Source organism: Trinickia sp., from assembly GCF_057351765.1.
In genome coordinates, this window is the sequence record NZ_JBMRBK010000063.1 from 61,767 (window position 1) to 83,789 (window position 22,023).

The following is a 22,023-nucleotide window of genomic DNA, read 5'->3' on the forward strand; positions in this document are numbered from 1 at the left end:
GCGATACGGAATGCAGAAGAGGAAGCGAAATGAATGCAGTAGCGAAGAAGAAAGGGTTGGGGCGAGGTCTCGAGGCGCTGCTCGGCGGCAGTCCTGACATCGCCGCGGCGGTCAAAAGCGAAGCCGCGCCGCATGTGCTGCCGCTCAGTCGCCTGCAGGCGGGCAAGTATCAGCCGCGTACTCGGATGGACGAGGGCAGCCTCCAGGAGCTCGCGGCGAGCATTCGCGCGCAAGGCCTGATGCAGCCGATTCTCGTGCGTCCTGTCTCGGCGGAGAAGTACGAAATCATTGCGGGCGAGCGGCGATTCCGCGCTGCGCATCTGGCCGGGCTCGACGAGGTGCCGGTGCTCGTCAAGAGCGTGCCCGATCAGGCCGCGGCGGCCATGGCGCTCATCGAGAACATCCAGCGCGAAGATCTGAATCCGCTCGAAGAAGCGCAGGGCATCCAACGGTTGCTCGATGAATTCAGTTTCACGCACGAGCAGGCGGCCGAATCGGTCGGACGCTCGCGCAGCGCCGTGTCGAACCTGCTGCGGCTGCTCAATCTGGCCGCACCGGTTCAAACGATGCTGCTGGCCGGCGATCTCGACATGGGGCATGCCCGTGCGCTGCTGGCCGTGGACGCCGCGACGCAGATCACGCTCGCCAACCAGGTCGTGAACAAGCAGATGTCCGTGCGGGAGACGGAGCGGCTCGTCAACGCGACGACCAAAGCGGCACCGACGGTGAAAGCGCGCGCGAGTCAGGACGGCGGCCGCGACACGCGCCGGCTCGAAGAGGAACTGTCCGACCTTCTCGCCTCCGCCGTGAAAATCAAACTGGGCCGCCGCGGACGTGGTCAAGTGCAGATCGAATTCGGCAGCCTCGATGCGCTCGAAGGCATTCTCGCGCGTTTGCGCGGCAACGTCGGCGCATGAGTTCCGCCGAGAAGCCGCGCAGCGCCGGGATGTCCGGCTTGCGCAAAACAGTCGGATTTGTTGCAAACGAGCCAGTTCTGGCCATTCTCGTCGCGGCGCTCGTTGTGCTGCAATGTCTGCATCCGCAGGCGTGGCGCACGTTGCCCGGGCTCGTCGACTGGCCCACGGTCCAGACGCTCGCGGGCCTGCTGATTCTGACGAAAGCCGTGGAACTGTCGGGTTTTCTGATGTGGCTCGCGCATCGCGTCGTGCACCACGTGCATTCGGAGCGCGGTCTTGCCGGCCTCGTGATTGCGTTGGCCGCGGGGCTTTCGATGCTCGTGACCAACGACGTCGCGCTGTTCGTCGTCGTTCCGCTCGTGCTGTCGCTGAACCGGCTCACACCGCTGCCGGTCAAGCGGCTGACGATTTTCACGGCGCTGGCGGTCAACGCGGGCTCGATCCTGACGCCGCTCGGCAATCCGCAAAACCTGTTCCTCTGGCAGACGAGCGGCGTTTCGTTCGGCGCTTTCGTCTATGCGCTGCTGCCGCTTTGCGCCGCATTGACCGCCATGCTGTATGCGGTGGCGTTTTTCGCTTTCAAACCGCGCGCACTCGATTTGTCGCGCGATACGGCGACACAACCGGTCGATCGCGCGTACGCCGGAACGGCGGGACTGCTGTTCGTGGCGTTCGTGCTGCTGGCCGATTCGCATCACGCCGCGATCGGGTTGGCCGCCATCGCGCTGGGCTTTCTTCTCTGGCGGCGCGACGCCGTGCTGAAGATCGACTGGCCGCTCCTGCTGATCTTCGTGCTGATGTTCATCGTTCTGCGCAGCGTGGCGGCGCTGCCGTGGATCAAGACGACCATCGCCGCGATCGGTATCGATACACCCCTGCGCGCTTTTGTCGCAGGCTCCGTGTTATCGCAAGGTATCAGCAATGTCCCGGCGGCCATCATGCTGGCCGAGTTCACGCATGACTGGCGTGCGCTGGCGTTCGGTGTCAGCGTCGGCGGGTTCGGCCTCGGCATCGGCTCGCTCGCGAACCTCATTGCGATCCGGCTCGCCAAAGAGCGCGGCGCGTGGACCGCGTTCCACCTGTTGTCGATTCCGTTCTGGATCGTCGCGACGGCGTTCGGCGCCTGGCTCGTGCGCTGACATCGAGCGGTGCGCCGCTTGCAGGCGCCTTGCAACGGCAGTCAACCGGCAGCGTGGGGCGCCGCGCGAGCGGTCGCCCGGACACCGTTCGCCCCATGTCTGCGTTCGACCTAAAGTCTTGAATCGCCTGCGACTATCGCTTACAATCGCCCGGATTTATTAGCTAGGCAGCCCCGTAAGCACGTCGAAAGAAGCTCGCACGTGGCGAAGTGATGGAAAGCGCGCGCGACGAAGCGGCGGCGGGTCGGAAATGGGTTTTTGAGCAGTCGTTTTTGGCGGATAGGCGATGGCGGATCGAGAGCCGGAAGAAAGGCACGAGGCACGCGCGCCAAAGACTGTTTCCACTGCGCCGCGCGTCGGTCACGTCGAACATGTCGACGATGCGTGGGATGCCGAGCAGCAAGATATAAATATCGTTCCGCTCACGCGGGCGGAGGCCGAAAAGCTCTTCGGCCCGAAAGTGAGCCGTCCATCGCGCGTCACGCCGTTCCGGGTCGTGATGGCGCAAATGGTTTTGTCCCTGGTTGCAACGCTGGTTTGGTGGCTGTTTTACGAGCCGCCGGGTGCTGCTGCGCTGTCGGCGTTCCTCGGGGGAGCGATTTGTTGGGTGCCGAGCGCATTGTTCGCGGCACGTCTTGGAAGAGCGGGCGCAGGCGGATCGATCTTCGGTTGGGTGATCGGCGAAGCGCTCAAGATGGGGGTGACGGTTGCGATGTTCGTCGCAATCGCGTTCTGGTATCACGACGTGCGGTGGTTGCCGCTTTTCGTGACCTATCTCATCGCGCTCAAGACGTATTGGATCGCGCTCGCGCTGCACTGAAAGATTTTCGACAATTTGGGTGGCATTAACGATATGGCAGCTAGCGAAGGCACGCGCGTGGCGGATCCGTCCGAGTACATTGCGCATCACTTGCAGAACTTTTCCACCTCGCACCAGACGTCGATTTTCGACATCCATGTCTGGAATCTGGACACGCTGTTCTGGTCGATCGTTTGCGGCGTCATCACCATCCTCGTGCTGCTTCTTGCCGCGCGCAAGGCCACGCCCGGCGTGCCGGGGCGCTTCCAGTGCGCTATCGAGATGCTCGTCGAGATGGTCGAGGATCAATCGAAGTCGATGATCCACGGCAATCGCGCGTTTATTGCACCGCTCGCGCTGACCGTGTTCGTCTGGGTCGCGCTGATGAACTCGCTCGACTTCATCCCCGTCGACCTGCCGGGCCGCGTCATTAGCCTGTTGGGCCTGTCGGGCGTCATCTCGCACCACCGCATCGTGCCGACGGCCGATCTGAACGGCACCATCGGGATCGCGCTCGGCGTGTTCGTGCTGATGATCTACTACAACTTCAAGATCAAGGGCGCCGGCGGCTTCCTGCACGAACTGCTGTCCGCACCGTTCGGCTCGCATCCGCTGCTGTGGATCCCGAACCTCGCACTGAACATCATCGAGTTCGTCGCCAAGACCGTTTCGCTCGGCATGCGGCTTTTCGGCAACATGTACGCCGGCGAGTTGCTGTTCCTGCTGATCGCTTTGCTAGGCAGTCTCTGGAATTTCGGCGCGGACACGACGGTCCTCGGCTTCATCGGCCACGTGATCGCGGGGAGCGTGTGGGCGGTCTTCCACATTCTGATCGTGTTGCTGCAGGCGTTCATCTTCATGATGCTGACGCTCGTGTACATCGGTCAGGCTCACGACACGCATTGACGCGACAGGGCCTGCATCAGCGAATTCGTTTTCGTTTCTCTAAATCCAGTTCTAAAAAGTCATTTACAAAGGAGTGATCATGCAAGCTTTCATCGCCAACATCCAAGGTCTGACCGCCATCGGTATCGGCATCATCATCGGCCTGGGTGCAATCGGCGCCTGTATCGGTATCGGCCTGATGGGCGGCAAGTACATCGAAGCCTGCGCACGTCAGCCTGAACTGATGAACCCGCTCCAGACCAAGATGTTCCTGTTGGCCGGTCTGATCGACGCGGCGTTCCTGATCGGCGTCGGTGTGGCAATGCTGTTTGCGTTCGCGAACCCGCTGCTCTCGAAGCTCGCAGGCTGAGGTTTCTCGGAAGTTTGCGCGGACGGCGGCATGCGTCGGCGCAAGGGGCGAAACGGATCTTGGGCGCTGATCGAACGTGAAAGTCGATGAGCGCCTTACCGTTTCACTTTCCGAACTAGCAACGTTTAAGGAAACACCGTGAATCTCAACGCAACCCTGTTTGCGCAAATGGTCGTGTTCCTGATCCTCGCGTGGTTCACGATGAAGTTCGTGTGGCCGCCGTTGATCAACGCTCTCGACGAACGCGCGAGGAAGATCGCCGACGGCCTGGCCGCCGCCGAAAGGGGCAAGACGGAACTCGAAGCCGCGCACAAGCGCGTCGATCAGGAGCTCGCCCAAGCCCGAAACGATGGTCAGCAGCGCATCGCCGACGCCGAAAAGCGCGCGCTCTCCGTGGCCGACGAAATCAAGGCCAATGCGCAAGCCGAAGCGGCGCGCATCATTGCGCAGGCCAAGGCCGATGCCGACCAACAGATCGTAAAGGCGCGCGAAGTGCTGCGCGGCGAAGTCGCCGCGCTCGCAGTGAAGGGCGCCGAGCAAATCTTGAAGCGCGAGATCGATCAAGCGGCCCACGCCGAATTGCTCAATCAACTGAAAGCCGAGCTCTGATCATGGCCGAACTTGCAACCATCGCCCGCCCGTACGCGGAAGCGCTATTCGGCGTTGCCGAGGGTGGCGACGTCGCCGCCTGGTCCGCTCTTGTGCAGGAGCTGGCACAGGTTGCGCGTCTGCCGGAAGTGCTGTCGGTCGCCACGAGCCCGAAGGTGAGCCGCGCACAAGTCGTCGAGCTTCTGCTCGCGGCGGTCAAATCGCCGCAAAAGGATGCGCCGGCGGCGAAGAATTTCGTGCAAATGCTCGTCGATAACCACCGACTCGCGCTGTTGCCCGAAATCGCCGTGCAGTTCGACGAATTGAAGAACGCTCGTGAAGGGGCGGCCGATGCGCTGATCGTCAGCGCGTTTGCCCTCGAAGGCCAGCAACTCGCCGATCTCACCGCCAGTCTCGAACGCAAGTTCAAGCGTAAGCTCAAGTCGACGGTCCAGGTGGATCCGTCGCTGATCGGGGGCGTGCGCGTGACGGTTGGCGACGAAGTGCTCGATACCTCGGTCCGCGCGCAGCTCGCCGGCATGCAGACAGCGCTCACGAATTGAGCGATGCGCGACATGCCCAGCGGCACGCAACAGAATTGAACATCAGGAGCGAATAATGCAACTCAATCCCTCTGAGATCAGCGAGCTGATCAAGAGCCGGATCCAGGGCCTTGAAGCGAGCGCGGACGTTCGCAACCAGGGCACCGTGATCTCCGTGACCGACGGTATCGTGCGCATTCACGGTCTGTCGGACGTGATGCAGGGCGAAATGCTCGAATTCCCGGGCAACACGTTCGGCCTCGCGCTGAACCTCGAGCGCGACTCGGTCGGCGCCGTGATTCTGGGTGAGTACGAGCACATCTCGGAAGGCGACGTCGTCAAGACGACGGGCCGCATTCTCGAAGTGCCCGTGGGCCCCGAGCTGATCGGCCGCGTGGTCGACGCGCTCGGCAACCCGATCGACGGCAAGGGTCCGATCAACGCGAAGATGACCGACGCCGTTGAAAAGATCGCCCCGGGCGTGATCTGGCGTAAGTCGGTATCGCAGCCGGTGCAAACGGGTCTGAAGTCGATCGACTCGATGGTGCCGATCGGCCGTGGCCAGCGCGAGCTGATCATCGGCGACCGTCAATGCGGCAAGACCGCCGTGGCTGTCGACGCGATCATCAACCAAAAGGGCAAGGACCTCATCTGTATCTACGTCGCGATCGGCCAGAAGGCTTCGTCGATCATGAACGTGGTGCGCAAGCTCGAAGAGACGGGCGCGATGGCATACACCATCGTGGTGGCCGCTTCGGCTTCCGAATCGGCTGCGATGCAGTATCTCGCGCCGTACGCGGGCTGCACGATGGGCGAGTACTTCCGCGATCGCGGTCAAGACGCGCTGATCATTTACGACGACTTGACCAAGCAAGCGTGGGCGTATCGTCAAATCTCGCTGCTGCTGCGCCGCCCGCCGGGTCGCGAAGCGTATCCGGGTGACGTGTTCTATCTGCACTCGCGTCTGCTCGAGCGCGCCGCGCGCGTTTCGGAAGAGTATGTCGAGAAGTTCACGAACGGCGAAGTGAAAGGCAAGAGCGGCTCGCTGACGGCACTGCCCGTCATCGAAACGCAGGCCGGCGACGTGACGGCGTTCGTGCCGACGAACGTGATCTCGATTACCGACGGTCAGATCTTCCTCGAAACCGACCTCTTCAATGCGGGTATCCGTCCGGCCATCAACGCCGGTGTGTCGGTCTCGCGCGTGGGCGGTGCGGCGCAGACGAAGGTCGTCAAGAAGCTCTCGGGCGGTATCCGTACCGACTTGGCGCAGTACCGCGAACTGGCTGCATTCGCGCAGTTCGCCTCGGATCTCGACGAAGCGACCCGCAAGCAGCTCGAGCGCGGCCGCCGTGTGACCGAGCTGCTCAAGCAGCCGCAGTATCAGCCGCTTCAGGTGTGGGAGCTGGCCGTCGCGCTGTTCGCCGCGAACAACGGTTATCTCGACGACCTCGAAGTGAAGGACGTGCTTGCGTTCGAAAAGGGTATGCGCGAATACCTGAAGACGAGCCATGCCGATCTCGTAAAGCGCATCGAAGACACGAAGGACTTGTCGAAGGACGACGAGGGCGCGCTGCACGCCGCTCTGAAGGACTTCAAGAAGTCGGGTGCTTATTGATCGAGGCATAGGGACCTAGAAGCCGCGCTCGCCGGAAACGAGCGGTTCGCGCGGCTTCGATCAGGGAGCAAGCAATGGCTGGAATGAAGGAAATTCGCGGCAAGATCAAGAGCGTGCAGAACACGCGCAAGATCACGAAAGCGATGGAGATGGTTGCCGCATCGAAGATGCGTCGTGCGCAGGAGCGCATGCGTGCCGCCCGTCCGTACGCTGAAAAAGTCCGTGACATCGCAGCGCACATGAGTCGCGCGAACCCCGAGTATCGTCACCCGTTCATGGTGTCGAACGAAGGCGCGAAGGCGGCTGGCCTGATCCTCGTGACGACGGACAAGGGTCTGTGCGGCGGCTTGAACACGAACGTGATGCGTGCGTCGCTGCAAAAGATCAAGGAACTCGACGACAAAGGCCAGAAGGTCGAGGCCACCGCGATCGGCAGCAAGGGGTTCGGGTTCTTGAACCGCCTCCATGCGAAGGTCGCCTCGCATGTCGTGCAGCTCGGCGACACGCCGCATCTGGAAAAGCTGATCGGCGCGGTCAAGGTGCAGCTCGATCTGTACTCGGAAGGCAAGGTCTCGGCCGTGTATCTCGCCTACACGCGTTTCATCAATACGATGAAGCAGGAGCCCGTGATCGAGCAGTTGCTGCCGCTGTCGGCCGAGCATTTCGAGAGCGACAAGACAACGCCGAACGCCGCGTGGGATTACATCTACGAGCCGGATCCGCAGGCGGTCGTCGATGAGTTGCTCGTGCGCTACGTCGAGGCGCTCGTGTACCAGGCGGTAGCCGAGAACATGGCGTCCGAGCAATCGGCACGCATGGTCGCGATGAAGGCGGCATCGGACAACGCGAAGACGGTGATCAACGAGCTGCAGCTGTCGTACAACAAGAGCCGCCAGGCTGCGATCACGAAGGAATTGTCGGAAATCGTCGGCGGCGCTGCCGCGGTCTGACGCGCCTCGTACCGAACTGCGCCCTTGCGCGAGTGAAGAATTGAGTATCTAAAGGAAAAGCGATGAGTACTACTGCTTTGGTAGAAGGCAAGATCGTACAGTGCATCGGCGCGGTGATCGACGTGGAATTCCCGCGCGAGAACATGCCGAAGGTCTACGATGCCCTCGTGCTCGAAGGCACGGAACTGACGCTCGAAGTTCAGCAGCAGCTGGGCGACGGCGTGGTGCGCACCATCTGTCTCGGTGCATCCGACGGCCTGCGCCGCGGCATCATGGTGAAGAACACGGGCTTGCCGATCAGCGTGCCTGTCGGCAAGCCGACGCTCGGCCGCATCATGGACGTGCTGGGCCGTCCGATCGACGAAGCCGGTCCGATCGAAAGCGCGACCAAGCGTTCAATCCACCAGAAGGCGCCCAAGTTCGACGAACTGTCGCCGTCGACGGAACTGCTTGAAACGGGCATCAAGGTTATCGATCTGATCTGTCCGTTCGCGAAGGGCGGTAAGGTGGGCTTGTTCGGTGGCGCCGGCGTCGGCAAGACCGTGAACATGATGGAGCTCATCAACAACATCGCGAAGGAGCACGGCGGTTACTCCGTGTTCGCTGGCGTGGGCGAGCGTACCCGTGAAGGGAACGACTTCTACCACGAAATGAAGGACTCGAACGTGCTCGACAAGGTCGCGCTCGTCTATGGTCAGATGAACGAGCCGCCGGGCAACCGTCTGCGCGTGGCGCTGACGGGCCTCACGATGGCCGAGCACTTCCGCGACGAAGGCCTCGACGTGCTGTTCTTCGTCGACAATATCTACCGTTTCACGCTGGCCGGTACCGAAGTGTCGGCACTGCTCGGCCGTATGCCGTCGGCGGTGGGCTATCAGCCGACGCTGGCAGAAGAAATGGGCAAGCTGCAAGAGCGCATCACGTCGACGAAGACGGGCTCGATCACTTCGGTGCAAGCCGTGTACGTGCCTGCCGATGACTTGACGGACCCGTCGCCGGCTACGACGTTCGGCCACTTGGACGCAACGGTCGTGCTCTCGCGCGATATCGCTTCGCTCGGTATTTATCCGGCCGTGGACCCGCTCGATTCGACCTCGCGTCAAATCGACCCGAACGTGATCGGCGAAGAGCACTACTCGATCACGCGTGGTGTGCAGCAGACGCTGCAGCGCTACAAGGAACTGCGCGACATCATCGCGATTCTCGGGATGGACGAGTTGTCGCCCGAAGACAAGCTCTCGGTGGCTCGCGCACGTAAGATCCAGCGTTTCCTGTCGCAGCCGTTCCACGTCGCGGAAGTGTTTACGGGTTCCCCGGGCAAGTACGTGCCGCTCAAGGAAACGATCCGCGGCTTCAAGATGATCGTCGAAGGCGAGTGCGATCATCTGCCCGAGCAGGCGTTCTACATGGTCGGTACGATCGACGAAGCCTTCGAAAAGGCGAAGAAGATCCAGTAACGATCGGGCCCAGGAGTCAGTACGAATGGACTGACTCCGCCGACCGCTGAGGAATCAATATGGCAACCATCAAAGTAGACGTCGTCAGCGCGGAAGAGCAGATCTTCTCGGGCCATGCGAAGTTCGTCGCGCTGCCGGGCGAGGCGGGCGAGCTCGGCATTTTGCCGGGCCACACGCCGCTCATCACGCGTATTCGTCCGGGTGCCGTGCGCATCGAAGCCGAAAGCGGCGAAGAGGAATTCGTCTTCGTGGCCGGCGGTATTCTCGAAGTGCAGCCGGGTGCCGTGACGGTGCTGGCCGATACCGCGATCCGCGGCAAGGATCTCGACGAAGCGAAGGCTGAGCAGGCGCGCAAGCGCGCAGAAGAAGCGTTGCAGAACTCGGGCTCGAACCTCGAGTATGCGACGGCGCAGGCCGAGCTCTCGTATGCCGTGGCGCAACTCGCGGCGATTCAGCGGCTGCGGAAGATGCGCACGACGCAGCACTGACGAGAAGCAAAACAGGCGTTAAACACCTGGAAATGCCGTCCGGCGTAATAGCTGGACGGCATTTTTTTATGCCTTACTCAGCGTCAAGCTCGGCGACGGCTCCCTGCAAGCGCGAGCCGATGAACACAGGCGCGAAATCGGATCAACGACATACGCTTTGCTGTCGATAAATTCGCGCGCATTTCGCCTGATACCGCGCATTGGAATATATCTACGTCCCTGCCTGCGCCCATACCTATTCGCGACGCGCGGGAGCGAGTCAATCACTCATAGGGGAGCGTGGACAAGCATGGTATCCGAAGTTAGAGGACGGTCCGGCGGTCAACCGCCGCAAAACGGCGATGCAGCGGCGAGCGCATTGGGCGACGTTGCCAGTACCGACCAAACGCCATCGCCGACGCGACAACGGCCGCCCAGAGGTGCCGTGCGCAGGACTCGTTTGGCCCAGGTGTCCGGCGCCCGGCCTGCCACTTATCCAAGTCACCGTACAGTCAAGTCAGCGGACGATATCCGTCGCGAGCACCGCATGCGCGACTTTGGTCGTGAGCAGCATCAGCCATGGGTGAACCTTGTACCTCCCACGCGCCGCGAATCGAAGGGATGGAGCGAGCACGACCCCGACGCGTGGGCCGCGGCGATGGACCCCGTCCGCTATATGAGCGGCAACTACGTGACGATCAGAGAAGCATTGCGCAACAGGCTGCTGTGGAACACCGACCGCAAGCTCGGGCAATTCCTCGATCTGGCGAGCGCGCGACTCGCCGGCCAAACGCTTCCGGATGAGTTGACCATCGGTTGTCTGTCCACCGGGCCGGGCCACAACGAAATGCTGACGACCGTCGCGCTCGCGCAGCGTCTGAGGGTGCCGATTCGCTCGCTGACGAACTATGAGCCCGTGCCGGCTAACCGCGAGCACGGCAGGGATCAATGGCAGGCGTCACGCGCGCGCGAACACAAGTTGAGGGCGGCGCTCATCGATCCGGATCACGACCCGGCCCAGTACCGGCAACTGCTCGCTGAGCGCGAGAAGTCCGACCGCTCCTGGCTCTATGCGCAGGTTCTCGGAATAGACATCACCACTATCGATCACGCCGGCATCAACGGCAAACCGGTCGAGGCCGACTGGCAGCCGCTCGATGTGTTTTCGCCGCCCTCGGACATGTTCGAATCGCTCGATGTGGCGACAGACTTCTACGGCAGCTGTTCCTACACGGACAGCCCGGCGCGTTTCGCCGCGACGATGATCACGAAGATGCGCATGCTGAAGCCGGGCGGGCTGCTCGTCAGTGTGAACGAGGCAGTGACAGGCGTGTGGAAGGGCTACAAGGCCGCGTTGCCGGGCGCCAACGTGCCACCGCACGTCATGCGTGCAATTCTTCGAATCCTCGATCCGAACGTCGAACTCGAATCGATCGAACTCGATACCTCCACGACCGACGGTCACGTTCCGGCCACGGTCATCATGTCGGTTCTGCAAAAATCGGCCGACTTCGAAGAGCGCCTGCCCGAGATTCGCCAAAAGCTCGTCGATCTCCTTTCTTTACCGGGATCATTCGAACTCGATGGCATGGAGCCGCCACGCGCCTCGCCGCAGTTGCGCGAGCAGATAGCCAACAACGCCATTGTTCCCATCGGCGCGATGCAGCCCTTCGACGACGCGCCGCCCTTTCTGCTGACGCTCATGCGTGACGTGCACGGTACACGCCAGGTTCATGCACACCGAAAATGGCAAGGCGAATTCGATCCGGCCGATGCGGAACCGCTTACGTCGCTCGATTCGAGCGTCGTCCATGCCGAGGTTGCGCCTGGAGCCGGCGGCATGATGAGCGTCGTCGACCATCGGGGCGTCGTCACGCTGCATGACGTCGTCGCGGGGAGGGAGCGCAGTGTTCCCGCGTTTTCTCAGTCGGGCGAACGGCAGCTTGGCCCGTGGTCTCCCGATGGGCGCCGATTTCTCGTGACTACGGCCAGCATCGACGTGGAGACAGGCCTGCGTGCGACCGAAATACATTGCGTGAGCGTAGACAATCCCGACGAGCCACAACTGTTGTTGCGCGAAAACGCCGCAGACTGGACTTGCAACGTCAGGCACAGCGATGACATGCAGGCGGGCCGCACTCATGGCACCGAACGCAGGCAGCCGATCGTGTGGACGGAGCAGGGTTCATTGCTGGCCGTGCGCAGAAGCCAGGGCGAATCCGACGAGCTCTGGGAGGTCGATCCCGCGAGCGGATCCCGCAAGCTTCTCGTCGGCCCGGATGCGGATTGCGAACTACTGCTGCACAACACGGAGCACGGGCCGTCGGGACTCTACGAGCGCGTCGACAACCCAGAGCCCATGATCATCGATCAATTGCTTCGGCTTCCCGACGGTGCGGGTATCGAGGTCGGGATCCAGATGCCTGGCAGCCGGCAGTCGGCCGTCGGATGGCTCGAGGTGCCCAATGACGCCGCCGATGAATCCAGCACGGTCCGTCTATGGGCGCACGAAACGCCGGCCATGGCGGAGCGCATTCGTCTCGAGGACGGCACTGTGTTCGTAGCGCAGCGCGAGCGGCACGCGCATCTTACGCTCGATGGTCGCTTTCACGATCTGAATCACCCGTTAGAAGGTCCGAGCGCCGGGCATCCGCGGGGCTATACCGATCCAGTCCGCTATGGAGACGCAGTCGCAATTGGCGATTCGGCGGTGTTTGCAACCGTCTCGCCGCTGCGCGGGCCGGCCCTCGCGCGCGTGCAAACCGCGAAGGCCAGGGAGACGAAGGGCTGGAATTCGGCATACGAACTCATGCAGACTTCGCCGCCAACCCCCGTCGGCTCGGCGCGACTGCATTATGCGCGGGACGAGGAAAACGGGCGGCGAACGCCCTTGGGAAGGGTGATGTTGCCCTCGACGGGTGCCATGACGAAGCACGAGCCTTCGTTGCCGCTGTTGATTTGGCTTGGAGGCAACGACGAGATGACCTATCCGGCCTGGATGGAGCAGCTCATCGAGCGCTACGGCATCGCCGTACTGGTGCCCGACCTCTCCGTCCCGCCGGAACGCATCGCGTCCGCACAGATGAGTGCGGCGGAACGCCATGCCGTTATCGAGCAGCTTCACCGGCACATCGAGGCTTTTTGTACGCAGCGGGTGGCCGAGGGCGCGTTGTCGCAGCGGCTCGATGGCTCACGCATCATGATTGCCGGCGACACGCTGGTCTCGGAGCTGCTGGCGTCGTATCCGGACGATGCAATGGCTGCGGCCGTCCTCGCCAATGCTGACGATCCGCTGCCCGGCTTGAGAGAGACCGGCTTCGACGGCCCGTTGTTCGTAGCGGGCAATTCGCGTCAGATCGGCGCGATTGCGCCGCTCGCGCGGCAATGGCGCGAGGAGGGCCGGCAGGTGGTGACCGCGAATGCGGTGAACGAACGCAACGGCCGCTTCCAGGCGGCCGATAACGAAGCCGCGCTGCGCCTTGCGCTGACAGCCTTCTTCGCGAAGGCTGCCCGCCGGCATCAACCCAGCATGTCCAAGGCGGCTGGCGCCGACCGTGGCCGGACGATAGCGAAGCCTACGCCATGGGTTCCGGTTGACCGTCCTGCGCAAGGCATCCCGTTCCGGGGCCTGCCTCGTATCCATGCTCCGGGCAAGGTGGCAAACCGGCTCGGGCGCGGTACGACCGTGGCGCACCATCCCGACACCACGGAGCGCAAACCGAGGGTGACGCTCACGTCGCACGAGCCGAAGCGAGCGATTACGGTGGAAATCGACCTGGACGCCAAGCGAGCGACGATTGTGGATATCCAGAATCCGCCGCCGCTGGAACGACGAAGCCTCCCCGAGTGGTCGTCGCTGATTGCAGAAGCGCTCCGCCCGTATGACATCAATCAAATCGAGTTCGGACCGACAGACATCGTGCCGGTTTTCGCCGCCCGGTCCGAATTGCCTTACTACCTTGCGACCGCCATCGCGGGCGCCTTCCGGCTGCGCGGCATCAGACACGGCAATCTGTACTTTCGAGCGGAGCCCGTCAAGGACGATCCCCAGGACCGATTCAAGATCGTTGTCCGCAGGGGCATCGGCACAAAGGCGCCGCTCGCCGATGCGCCGGCGAATGCCTGATCGCCGGATGTAGTCGCTCGCCGCGCTTCGGGTAAGTGACGATGCGTCTGCCGGCATCGAATGGGACAATCGAATCCCCCAAAGAATGACAGCCGCGGGAGACGATGAAATGGCAACCCAACATGCCGTGGATCAACGCGGTGCACGGATCGCGCCGTCAGACGGTCTCTCGTATGTCCGCGGAGAAACCGATCCGCCGCTCTCGGAGGCGACGATCGGCGAGTTTCTGCGTACGACGGTCGAGCGCTTCCCCGACCGCCCGGCGGTGGTCTTCCGTGAGCAAGGCATTCGCTGGACCTGGCGCGAGTTCGCCGAAGAGGTCGACGTGCTTGCCGCCGGTTTCACCGAACTCGGTATCGCGCGTGGGGATCGTGTCGGCATCTGGTCGCCGAACCGTGTCGAATGGCTGATGACGCAATTTGCCACGGCCCGTATCGGCGCCATTCTCGTCAATGTGAATCCGGCCTATCGGCTGACGGAACTCGAGTATGCGCTGAACAAATCGGGATGCACGGCGATCGTTGCGGCGGAGCGCTTCAAGACGTCGATGTATCTCGACATGCTGCGTGCGCTGGCTCCGGAGCTCGCGGACTCTGAGCCAGGCCAACTGCACGCCGCGCGCCTGCCTGAGCTGCGCACGGTGGTGCGGATGGGCGACACGCCGGCCCCGGGCATGCTGACCTTTTGCGAACTCGTCGAAAAAGGCCGCGTGGCGCTCGATACCGCCGCGCTGGACGCAATCGGTGCCACGCTTTCGGCAGGCGACGCAATCAACATCCAGTTCACGAGCGGCACCACCGGCCATCCCAAGGGTGCGACACTCACGCACCGCAATGTGGTCAATAACGCGCGGTACATCGCCCGCGCCATGCGGTTGACCGAGAACGATTCGCTTTGCATTCCCGTTCCGCTTTATCACTGCTTCGGCATGGTGCTCTCCGTGTTGGCCTGTGTTTCCGCGGGCGCCACCATGGTATTTCCGGCCGAGGCGTTCGATCCCGGCGCCACGCTCGCGGCTGTCTCGGAGGAGCGCTGCACGGCGCTGCATGGGGTACCGACCATGTTCATCGCCGAGCTCGATCACCCCGATTTCGACCGGTTCGATTTGACAGCGCTGCGTACGGGGATCATGGCCGGTTCACCGTGCCCGATCGAGACGATGAAGCGTGTCGTGGCACGGATGCACCTGTCCGAAATCACGATCGCCTACGGCATGACCGAGACGAGCCCGGTCTCGTTCCAGAGTGCGACGACGGATCCGCTCGACAAGCGCACGTCGACGGTGGGTCGCATCCAGCCGCATCTCGAGGCGAAGGTGGTCGATCCCGAGGGACGGACGGTTCCGGTTGGCACGATTGGCGAGCTTTGGACGCGCGGCTACTCCGTCATGCGCGGCTATTGGGACGACGATGCCCGCACACGCGAGGCGATTCAGGACGGCTGGATGCACACCGGCGACTTGGCGACGATCGATGCCGAGGGCTATTGCAATATCGTCGGACGCCTGAAAGACATGCTCATTCGCGGCGGCGAGAACATCTATCCGCGCGAGATCGAGGAGTTCTTGTTCCAGCATCCGAAGATTCAGAGCGTACAGGTCTTCGGTGTACCGGACGCCAAGTATGGCGAGGAGGTCTGCGCCTGGGTCACGTTGCGTTCCGGCGAGCAGATGACCGAAGACGAATTGCGCGAGTACTGCCAGGGCCGGATCGCGCACTACAAAGTGCCGCGCTATGTGCGCTTTGTCGACGAAATGCCGATGACCGTGACAGGCAAGGTGCAGAAGTTCGTCATGCGCGAGCGCATGGTCGAGGAACTCGGGCTCGCCTCGCCGAAGACCTGTTGAGGGCGGTGGCGCGGCGAACCCGTCGGGCAAAAAAAAAGCGGGCCAGCGGCCCGCTAAAAACCACACGCTACGGGGTTAGCGCGAGGAGACCAAGGAAGGAACCAATGAGGTGCTATGTATTGCGCCTCAACGATTCCAGCAAAGATGTACCCAAAAGGATTCGATCTGTCTGATCGGATTTCGGCATCATTATTGCACGAACTCAGAAAGTGCAAATATTGGGACGTCGAAACACACCTGTGTTGAAACCGTTGAGGGGCATTGTGGGCGAATTGCCCGGGCGACGCGGTAACAAAGTGTTTCAGGATGTAACCTAGGCGGGACAAGGCGCGGCGGGACTTTTTGCCGAATTTTGCGCAAATTGAGTCATTATTTCCGATGCACAAGTGGCTTGGTATCGATTACAGAATTGCATGCCAATTGCGCGCGGGAGTCAATTGCCGGATATTCCATTTCATGCAAACCAATATAAAGATTAGCCGGAAAATTTAGCCCGAAATGCTAAATCGCCATTTTTAGGGCGATGCCCGAGTAGACATGTTGCGCGTTGCTTTTTCTCTACGGCTTTCGAGACGATGAAGGAGCCATTGGCATTGCGACGCATGTTGACGCGCGATCTCCGGAGTGGGGCTGTGCTGGCATCGGCGTCGCTCCGCGACTCGGTGGCCGGCTACATGCAATCGCGCGGCTGCCGAATGGTCAAGATCGAGCGCAAGCCTCCTTGGCGCCAACCCCCAGCATGACGACGGCGCGCCGCGCATGTGGGGGGAGCGGGGACACCCCGCGCGGCCCGTCTTCACGCCGCTTCGGGGCGCGCCTTCATTTCAGCCATTTATCGGAAATGGCCTGAAACTCGCCCGTTGCGCGGGCAAGATGCAGCCATTGGTCGACATATTGCTGAAACGGGACATCGCCGCGCGGGACCATGTAGGCCTTCTCCCCGTATTGAAACGGCTTGTCGGGATGGATCGAGCACAGGCCCGGATTCAACTTTTGCTGCAGCAGCGTTTCCGATGCGTCGGTCACCATGACATCCGCCTTGCCGGCCAGAATCTGCTTGAAGATCGTCACGTTGTCCGGGTAGACCGTGACAGTCGCGTGCGGGAAATACTGCTTGGCGAAACGCTCGTTCGTGCCGCCCGGATTGACGATCACACGCGTGGACGATTGGTCGATCTGAGCGACCGTCTGGTATTTGTCGGCGTCGGCGCAGCGCGCGATCGGCGTCTTCCCGTCGATCATGTACGGTTCCGTGAAGAACACGTGCTTCTGGCGCTCGAGCGTCGTCGAGACGCCCCCCACGGCGATATCGCATTTTGCGATGAAGTCCTTCATCAGATTCGACCACGTCGTCTTCACGAACTCGGCCTTCGCGCCGAGCGACTTCGCGAGCGATTCGGCCATATCGATGTCGATTCCTTCGAAGGTGCCGTCGGGCTTCAGGAACGAATAGGGTTTGTAGTCGCCGGTCGTGCACACGCGCAGCGTGGTGCGCGCCGCGATCGCATCGAGGCGCGATGCCGGCGGCGCAGCTGCCGAGTCCGCTGTCGCGTCGGCTAGCGCGGCGCCCGAGCAGGCAAGGCTGAGCAGGCAGGCAAGGGTGGCTTTTCTCATCGTGGTCTCCGATTGGAAGTTTGCGGCGATGGTAGCAGCATCAAAACTCTGCCTGCGTGCTTTTGTCGCGAGCGCGACGGCCGCCCGCTCGCGTCCGGTAAAATGGGCGCTTTTCCAGCCGCGCCGCCTCCCAGACCCAACGTGCCCTCGACCCTGATCAACGACACCTTCTTGCGCGCCCTGCTGCGCGAGCCGACCGAGTACACGCCCATCTGGCTGATGCGCCAGGCCGGCCGTTATCTGCCCGAGTACAACGCCACGCGCGAGCGGGCGGGCAGTTTCCTCGGTCTCGCCAAAAACCCCGACTACGCGACCGAGGTCACGCTGCAGCCGCTCGAACGCTACCCGCTCGATGCGGCGATCCTCTTTTCCGACATCCTGACGGTCCCCGACGCGATGGGGCTCGGCCTGTCGTTCGCTGCCGGCGAGGGACCGCGCTTTGCGCGCCCGGTGCGCGACGAGGCCGATGTCGCGCGCCTGGCCGTACCCGACATCGAGGCGACGCTCGGCTACGTGACCGATGCCGTGCGCGAAATCCGTCGTGCGTTGACCGACGCGCAAGGGCGCCAGCGCGTGCCGCTGATCGGCTTCTCCGGCAGCCCGTGGACGCTTGCCTGCTATATGGTCGAAGGCGCCGGCTCGGACGACTTCCGGACGGTGAAGTCGATGCTCTACAGCCGCCCCGATCTCATGCATCGGATCCTCGAAATCAACGCGCAGGCCGTGGCTGCCTACCTGAACGCGCAGATCGAGGCGGGTGCGCAGGCGGTCATGATTTTCGATACCTGGGGCGGTGCGCTCGCCGACGGCGTGTTTCAGCGTTTTTCGCTCCATTACACCGGCGAAGTCGTGCGTCGGTTGAGGCGGGAGCATGACGGTGCGCGCATCCCGGTGATCACGTTCACGAAAGGCGGCGGCCAGTGGCTCGAAGAGATCGCCGATGCCGGCGTCGATGCCGTCGGGCTGGACTGGACGACCGATCTCTCGCGCGCACGCGAGCGCCTCGGCGATCGCGTGGCGCTGCAAGGCAACCTCGATCCCACCGTTCTGTTCGCCCCTCCCGCGACGATCCGCGCCGAGGCGCGAGCCGTGCTCGAGCGCTTCGGCCCGCATTCCGGCCACGTATTCAATCTGGGCCATGGCATCTCGCAGTTCACCCCACCCGAACACGTCGCGGAACTCGTGGACGAAGTGCATCAAGCAAGTCGCGCCCTGCGCGCACAGTCCCCTGCCACATAAGCATGTCCTTTTTATTGCAACGCAGCGAAATGGGCTCTGGCTCTAAGGGCTGCCGTGGGCTGAAAACGGCGCCGACCGGCGGTTTCCAAGTTGTCAAGACTTGACTTATGCACATTCTTCTCGTTGCGGCGCGGTAGAGCGAAAGCGAGTTGACGCGATGCTGCAAACGTTGTAGCGGACCCCCTCCGGCCTTGTTCGACAAGGGTTTCCGGGCGGTGGGAGATATGTGCGGTTGCCCACGGAAGGCCGTCGCCGCGCCACTCGACGGCCAACGCCTGGGTACTTTTCAACAAAGTTATCCACAGGGGCGCGGCGGGTAGGGCAATCCCCAGCAAGATCCTCGACTTAGCGGCGAATGTGATGTTTTACTTTAAGTTCGATTCAGCGGCATGCGGGGCGCAGCGAGCTGGCCGCTACATGGTCTCGCGGGCCTTTGCCGCATGACGCAACTGATCGCCCGGATTGCGCTCGATCATCCCGTGCCGACCCTGTTCGACTATCGGTGTGAGTCCTCACTCGCGCCGCAAGCGGGCATGCTCGCGGCGGTGCCGTTCGGCAGACGCGAGATAGTGGGGCTGATCTGCGAGGTTGTGACGACGACGGAGGTGCCGTCCGAACGGCTGCGCGACGTCCGACTGGTCTGCGCCGGCTGTGCGCCGTTCACCGATGAATGGCTTCGCCTCGTGGCGTTCGCCGCGGATTATTACCAGCGTTCGGTGGGCGAGGTTGCGTTACCGGCGCTGCCTCAAGTGCTGCGCGATCCCGCGCGCTGGGAGCGGCTTTTCGCGCCCGGTATCTCGTTCAGGCTCACGCCGGCCGGACGCGAAGCGTTGCCGGCCACGCTGCCGGCGCGCGCCAACGCGTTGCGGCGCCTCGCGGGCGCACTGGAGGCGGGGCCACTCGATGCTCGCGAGGCCAGATCGCATTTTTCGAAGGCGCGCGCGACGTTGGAAGCGTGGCAGTCGCAGGGCTGGATCGAGGCGATCGAAACGGCCGCGGATGCGGCCGGTGTTACCGATGCCACCGATGCCACCGATGCCACCGATGCCACCGATGCCACCGATGCCACCGATGCCGGACCCGGAGCGGGCGTGCCTGCGCCGCCTGCACAACCGTGCGCGCCACGGCCCACGCTGACGTCCGAGCAGAGCCAGGCCGTGGAGGCCATCGGTGCGGCCGAAGGCTTCGCGCCCTTCCTGCTGCACGGCGTGACGGGCAGCGGCAAGACCGAGGTCTATCTGCATGCGCTCGCGGAGCGCTTCGCGCGCCATCCCGATGCGCAGGCGCTCGTGCTCGTCCCCGAGATCAACCTCACGCCGCAGTTCGAGGCCGTGTTCCGCGCGCGCTTCGCCGCCCGGCTCGGCGGCGAAGCCATCGTCACGCTGCATAGCGGCATGGCCGATGGCGAGCGCGCGCGAAGCTGGCTTGCCGCGCATCGTGGCCGAGCGCGTATCGTGCTCGGCACGCGCCTCGCCGTGCTGGCCTCGATGCCGCGGCTCGCGCTCGTCGTGGTCGACGAAGAGCACGATCCCGCCTACAAGCAGCAAGAAGGGCTGCGTTACTCGGCTCGCGATCTCGCCGTGTGGCGCGCCAAACAGCTCGCGATTCCGGTTGTACTCGGCTCGGCCACGCCCTCGCTCGAAAGCTGGTGGCACGCGCAGCAGGGGCATTATCGGCGGCTGACGCTGACGCGCCGGGCCGTGGCCGACTCCGCATTGCCGGCCGTGCGGATGATCGATCTCGAGGAAGAACGCCGACGCGGCCGGGCGAGCGTCGAGGGGTTTTCGACGCCGCTCGTCGCCGCGCTCAAGGCTCGCCTCGAACGCGGCGAGCAAAGCCTCGTGTTCCTGAATCGGCGCGGCTACGCTCCGGTGCTCTCGTGCGATGCATGCGGCTGGTTGGCCGGCTGTCCGCGCTGCAGTGCCTATGTCGTGCTCCATAAACCCGAGCGCGCCCTGCGCTGCCATCATTGCGGCTGGGAGTCGCGGGTTCCGCGCGCCTGTCCGGAGTGCGGCAATGTCGATATCGCGCCGCTCGGCCGCGGCACGCAGCGCGTGGAGGAAACCCTCGCCACGCTCTTGCCGGGCGCGCGCGTGCTGCGCATCGACGCCGACAGCACGCGCCGCAAGGGGAGCGCGCAGGCGCTGTTCTCCGATGTCCATGCCGGCGAGGTCGACGTTCTGGTGGGCACGCAGATGATCGCCAAAGGGCATGACTTTCAGCGCGTGTCGCTCGTCGCCGTACTCAATGCGGATACGGCGCTCTTTTCGCACGACTTTCGCGCCGGCGAGCGGCTGTTCGCGCAGCTCATGCAAGTCAGCGGGCGGGCGGGGCGAGCGGGGCTATCGGGAGAAGTGCTGGTTCAGACGCGCTATGCACGCCACGCGCTCTATCAGGCGCTGGCGCGTCACGATTACGGAGGTTTCGCCGACGCGACGCTCGGCGAGCGGCGCGAGGCGCATCTGCCGCCTTTTGTCTATCAGGCACTACTGCGGGCCGAAGCGCGTACGCTCGAGGCGGCGATCGGCTTCCTTAAGGCTGCGGCTGCCGCGCTCGGCGGCATGGAGTCGGCGGAGCGTGTGACCGTCTACGATCCCGTGCCGATGACGATCGTCAAGGTGGCCAACGTCCATCGGGCGCAGTTGCTCGTCGAAAGCGGTTCGCGCGCGGCATTGCTAGCCACGTTGCGGGGCTGGCAGCCGGCGCTGCGCTCGCTCAAGGGCGTGCTGCGCTGGGCACTCGAAGTCGATCCCGTCGATATCTGACACGCACGGTCGCAGCGCCTCGACTTATCGCAATCGGCTGCGGGCCGAACGCGCGCGGGCGCGCACATCGATAGCGTAGCCGGGTTTCGCGGCAGCAAGCGCAAGCGTTCTGCCTCGGGCGGGGGCGGCCTGGCGCCGCTTGAGCGGTTGCCGGTATCTGGCCGACGAGCGGCACTCATGTGAGCAAAGCATGACGAAGTCTCGCGTTATTCGTCCCGGGGGCTGCGCATTGCGGCTGCTGCGGTTGGCGGCTGTTTTCGGCTGTTCTCGGCCATTGGCCGGCGGCTCGCTTGGCCTGCTGCATGCCCGGTTACCCCGGGCGCGACGGGCATGCTGCGCTTCGATAGGGTTGTCGTCAGATTCGTTGGGCGTCGTGTCGCGCCTCGCCTTCGCGCTGCGCCTGCTGCGCTTGCTCGGCGGCGAGCCGCGCGGTACGCACTCGGGCGATGGCCATCGCGCGATTCATCGCGGGCGAGGCACCTCGAACGAAGAGCGCCAGGCAGAAGACCGTCATGATCCAGATGCTGCCGAGTACGATCCACTTTTCCATTGCGCCTCCCTTCCTGTCCGTTGCCCGCGCCCGATGCCCGGGCGCTCACCTGTGTTTACGGCAGCCCCGAACGCTTCCGGAGGGCGCTGGTAACGATTTAGGCTCAGGGAAAACACCGAGCGCGGGAGGGGCACCGCGGCCGGGCGCCGTT

Annotated in this window: 17 protein-coding genes; 15 read left to right on the plus strand and 2 right to left on the minus strand. The window is 63.3% G+C overall.

Annotation, left to right across the window (positions count from 1 at the left end; translation table 11 throughout):
* Window positions 1-29: 29 nt before the first annotated feature.
* The 13 genes from ACO1XS_RS17290 to ACO1XS_RS17350 all read left to right on the plus strand — a co-directional run bounded on the left by ACO1XS_RS17290 (window position 30) and on the right by ACO1XS_RS17350 (window position 15,704).
* Entirely contained in the window at window positions 30-917 is an 888-nt protein-coding gene (locus tag ACO1XS_RS17290) for a ParB/RepB/Spo0J family partition protein (protein ID WP_331573564.1), read from the plus strand.
* Window positions 914-2,056, plus strand: a complete 1,143-nt coding sequence (locus ACO1XS_RS17295; RefSeq protein ID WP_486391242.1) for an SLC13 family permease — start codon at window positions 914-916, stop codon at window positions 2,054-2,056. Before ACO1XS_RS17290 ends, ACO1XS_RS17295 begins: the two co-directional genes overlap by 4 nt.
* 286 nt (window positions 2,057-2,342) lie before the next feature.
* A complete protein-coding gene (locus tag ACO1XS_RS17300) occupies window positions 2,343-2,876 on the plus strand; it encodes an ATP synthase subunit I (RefSeq protein WP_486391243.1) in 534 nt (177 codons plus the stop codon).
* A gap of 33 nt (window positions 2,877-2,909) precedes the next feature.
* Window positions 2,910-3,761: a F0F1 ATP synthase subunit A gene (atpB, locus tag ACO1XS_RS17305; RefSeq protein ID WP_486391244.1), complete on the plus strand. Its 852-nt coding sequence runs from the start codon at window positions 2,910-2,912 to the stop codon at window positions 3,759-3,761.
* 79 nt (window positions 3,762-3,840) lie between these two features.
* On the plus strand, window positions 3,841-4,110 hold the full coding sequence (atpE, locus tag ACO1XS_RS17310) for a F0F1 ATP synthase subunit C (RefSeq protein ID WP_007180033.1): 270 nt from the start codon (window positions 3,841-3,843) through the stop codon (window positions 4,108-4,110).
* Window positions 4,111-4,248: 138 nt separating this feature from the next.
* Window positions 4,249-4,719 (plus strand): F0F1 ATP synthase subunit B, encoded by a 471-nt coding sequence (locus tag ACO1XS_RS17315; RefSeq protein ID WP_331573558.1) that lies wholly within the window; start codon window positions 4,249-4,251, stop codon window positions 4,717-4,719.
* A gap of 2 nt (window positions 4,720-4,721) precedes the next feature.
* A complete protein-coding gene (locus ACO1XS_RS17320) occupies window positions 4,722-5,261 on the plus strand; it encodes a F0F1 ATP synthase subunit delta (protein ID WP_331573556.1) in 540 nt (179 codons plus the stop codon).
* Between the two features lie 55 nt (window positions 5,262-5,316).
* The gene (gene atpA / locus ACO1XS_RS17325; protein WP_331573554.1) at window positions 5,317-6,858 is read left to right on the plus strand and encodes a F0F1 ATP synthase subunit alpha; all 1,542 of its coding nucleotides are present in this window, start codon (window positions 5,317-5,319) and stop codon (window positions 6,856-6,858) included.
* Between the two features lie 74 nt (window positions 6,859-6,932).
* Entirely contained in the window at window positions 6,933-7,808 is an 876-nt protein-coding gene (gene atpG / locus ACO1XS_RS17330) for a F0F1 ATP synthase subunit gamma (RefSeq protein ID WP_331573552.1), read from the plus strand.
* 62 nt (window positions 7,809-7,870) lie between these two features.
* Window positions 7,871-9,265 (plus strand): F0F1 ATP synthase subunit beta, encoded by a 1,395-nt coding sequence (gene atpD / locus ACO1XS_RS17335; protein WP_331573550.1) that lies wholly within the window; start codon window positions 7,871-7,873, stop codon window positions 9,263-9,265.
* A 59-nt stretch (window positions 9,266-9,324) separates the two neighbouring features.
* Window positions 9,325-9,753: a F0F1 ATP synthase subunit epsilon gene (locus ACO1XS_RS17340; RefSeq protein ID WP_331573548.1), complete on the plus strand. Its 429-nt coding sequence runs from the start codon at window positions 9,325-9,327 to the stop codon at window positions 9,751-9,753.
* Between the two features lie 526 nt (window positions 9,754-10,279).
* Window positions 10,280-13,858 (plus strand): hypothetical protein, encoded by a 3,579-nt coding sequence (locus ACO1XS_RS17345; protein ID WP_331573546.1) that lies wholly within the window; start codon window positions 10,280-10,282, stop codon window positions 13,856-13,858.
* Between the two features lie 109 nt (window positions 13,859-13,967).
* Window positions 13,968-15,704 carry an AMP-binding protein gene (locus tag ACO1XS_RS17350; protein ID WP_331573544.1) on the plus strand — a complete coding sequence of 579 codons (1,737 nt, stop codon included), beginning with the start codon at window positions 13,968-13,970 and terminating at the stop codon, window positions 15,702-15,704.
* A gap of 819 nt (window positions 15,705-16,523) precedes the next feature.
* Here the strand turns inward: ACO1XS_RS17350 and ACO1XS_RS17355 are convergent.
* Window positions 16,524-17,318: a transporter substrate-binding domain-containing protein gene (locus tag ACO1XS_RS17355; protein WP_331573542.1), complete on the minus strand. Its 795-nt coding sequence runs from the start codon at window positions 17,316-17,318 to the stop codon at window positions 16,524-16,526.
* Window positions 17,319-17,459: 141 nt separating this feature from the next.
* Between ACO1XS_RS17355 and hemE the strand changes: the two genes are divergently transcribed.
* Window positions 17,460-18,557, plus strand: coding sequence for a uroporphyrinogen decarboxylase (gene hemE, locus ACO1XS_RS17360; protein ID WP_331573540.1), 1,098 nt, complete (start codon window positions 17,460-17,462; stop codon window positions 18,555-18,557).
* 440 nt (window positions 18,558-18,997) lie between these two features.
* Window positions 18,998-21,322 carry a primosomal protein N' gene (locus ACO1XS_RS17365; protein ID WP_486391245.1) on the plus strand — a complete coding sequence of 775 codons (2,325 nt, stop codon included), beginning with the start codon at window positions 18,998-19,000 and terminating at the stop codon, window positions 21,320-21,322.
* 355 nt (window positions 21,323-21,677) lie between these two features.
* Here the strand turns inward: ACO1XS_RS17365 and ACO1XS_RS17370 are convergent, their stop codons facing one another.
* Entirely contained in the window at window positions 21,678-21,872 is a 195-nt protein-coding gene (locus tag ACO1XS_RS17370; protein ID WP_331573536.1) for a hypothetical protein, read from the minus strand.
* Window positions 21,873-22,023: the final 151 nt, after the last annotated feature.

Coding starts and splice junctions, on each gene's coding strand:
- ACO1XS_RS17365 (WP_486391245.1), top strand. CDS start 18,998: ATGACGCAACTGATCGCCCGGATTGCGCTCGATCATCCCGTGCCGACC.
- ACO1XS_RS17295 (WP_486391242.1), top strand. CDS start 914: ATGAGTTCCGCCGAGAAGCCGCGCAGCGCCGGGATGTCCGGCTTGCGC.
- ACO1XS_RS17290 (WP_331573564.1), top strand. CDS start 30: ATGAATGCAGTAGCGAAGAAGAAAGGGTTGGGGCGAGGTCTCGAGGCG.
- ACO1XS_RS17320 (WP_331573556.1), top strand. CDS start 4,722: ATGGCCGAACTTGCAACCATCGCCCGCCCGTACGCGGAAGCGCTATTC.
- atpD (WP_331573550.1), top strand. CDS start 7,871: ATGAGTACTACTGCTTTGGTAGAAGGCAAGATCGTACAGTGCATCGGC.
- ACO1XS_RS17345 (WP_331573546.1), top strand. CDS start 10,280: ATGCGCGACTTTGGTCGTGAGCAGCATCAGCCATGGGTGAACCTTGTA.
- atpE (WP_007180033.1), top strand. CDS start 3,841: ATGCAAGCTTTCATCGCCAACATCCAAGGTCTGACCGCCATCGGTATC.
- atpA (WP_331573554.1), top strand. CDS start 5,317: ATGCAACTCAATCCCTCTGAGATCAGCGAGCTGATCAAGAGCCGGATC.
- ACO1XS_RS17340 (WP_331573548.1), top strand. CDS start 9,325: ATGGCAACCATCAAAGTAGACGTCGTCAGCGCGGAAGAGCAGATCTTC.
- ACO1XS_RS17300 (WP_486391243.1), top strand. CDS start 2,343: ATGGCGGATCGAGAGCCGGAAGAAAGGCACGAGGCACGCGCGCCAAAG.
- ACO1XS_RS17370 (WP_331573536.1), bottom strand. CDS start 21,872: ATGGAAAAGTGGATCGTACTCGGCAGCATCTGGATCATGACGGTCTTC.
- atpB (WP_486391244.1), top strand. CDS start 2,910: ATGGCAGCTAGCGAAGGCACGCGCGTGGCGGATCCGTCCGAGTACATT.
- ACO1XS_RS17355 (WP_331573542.1), bottom strand. CDS start 17,318: ATGAGAAAAGCCACCCTTGCCTGCCTGCTCAGCCTTGCCTGCTCGGGC.
- atpG (WP_331573552.1), top strand. CDS start 6,933: ATGGCTGGAATGAAGGAAATTCGCGGCAAGATCAAGAGCGTGCAGAAC.
- ACO1XS_RS17350 (WP_331573544.1), top strand. CDS start 13,968: ATGGCAACCCAACATGCCGTGGATCAACGCGGTGCACGGATCGCGCCG.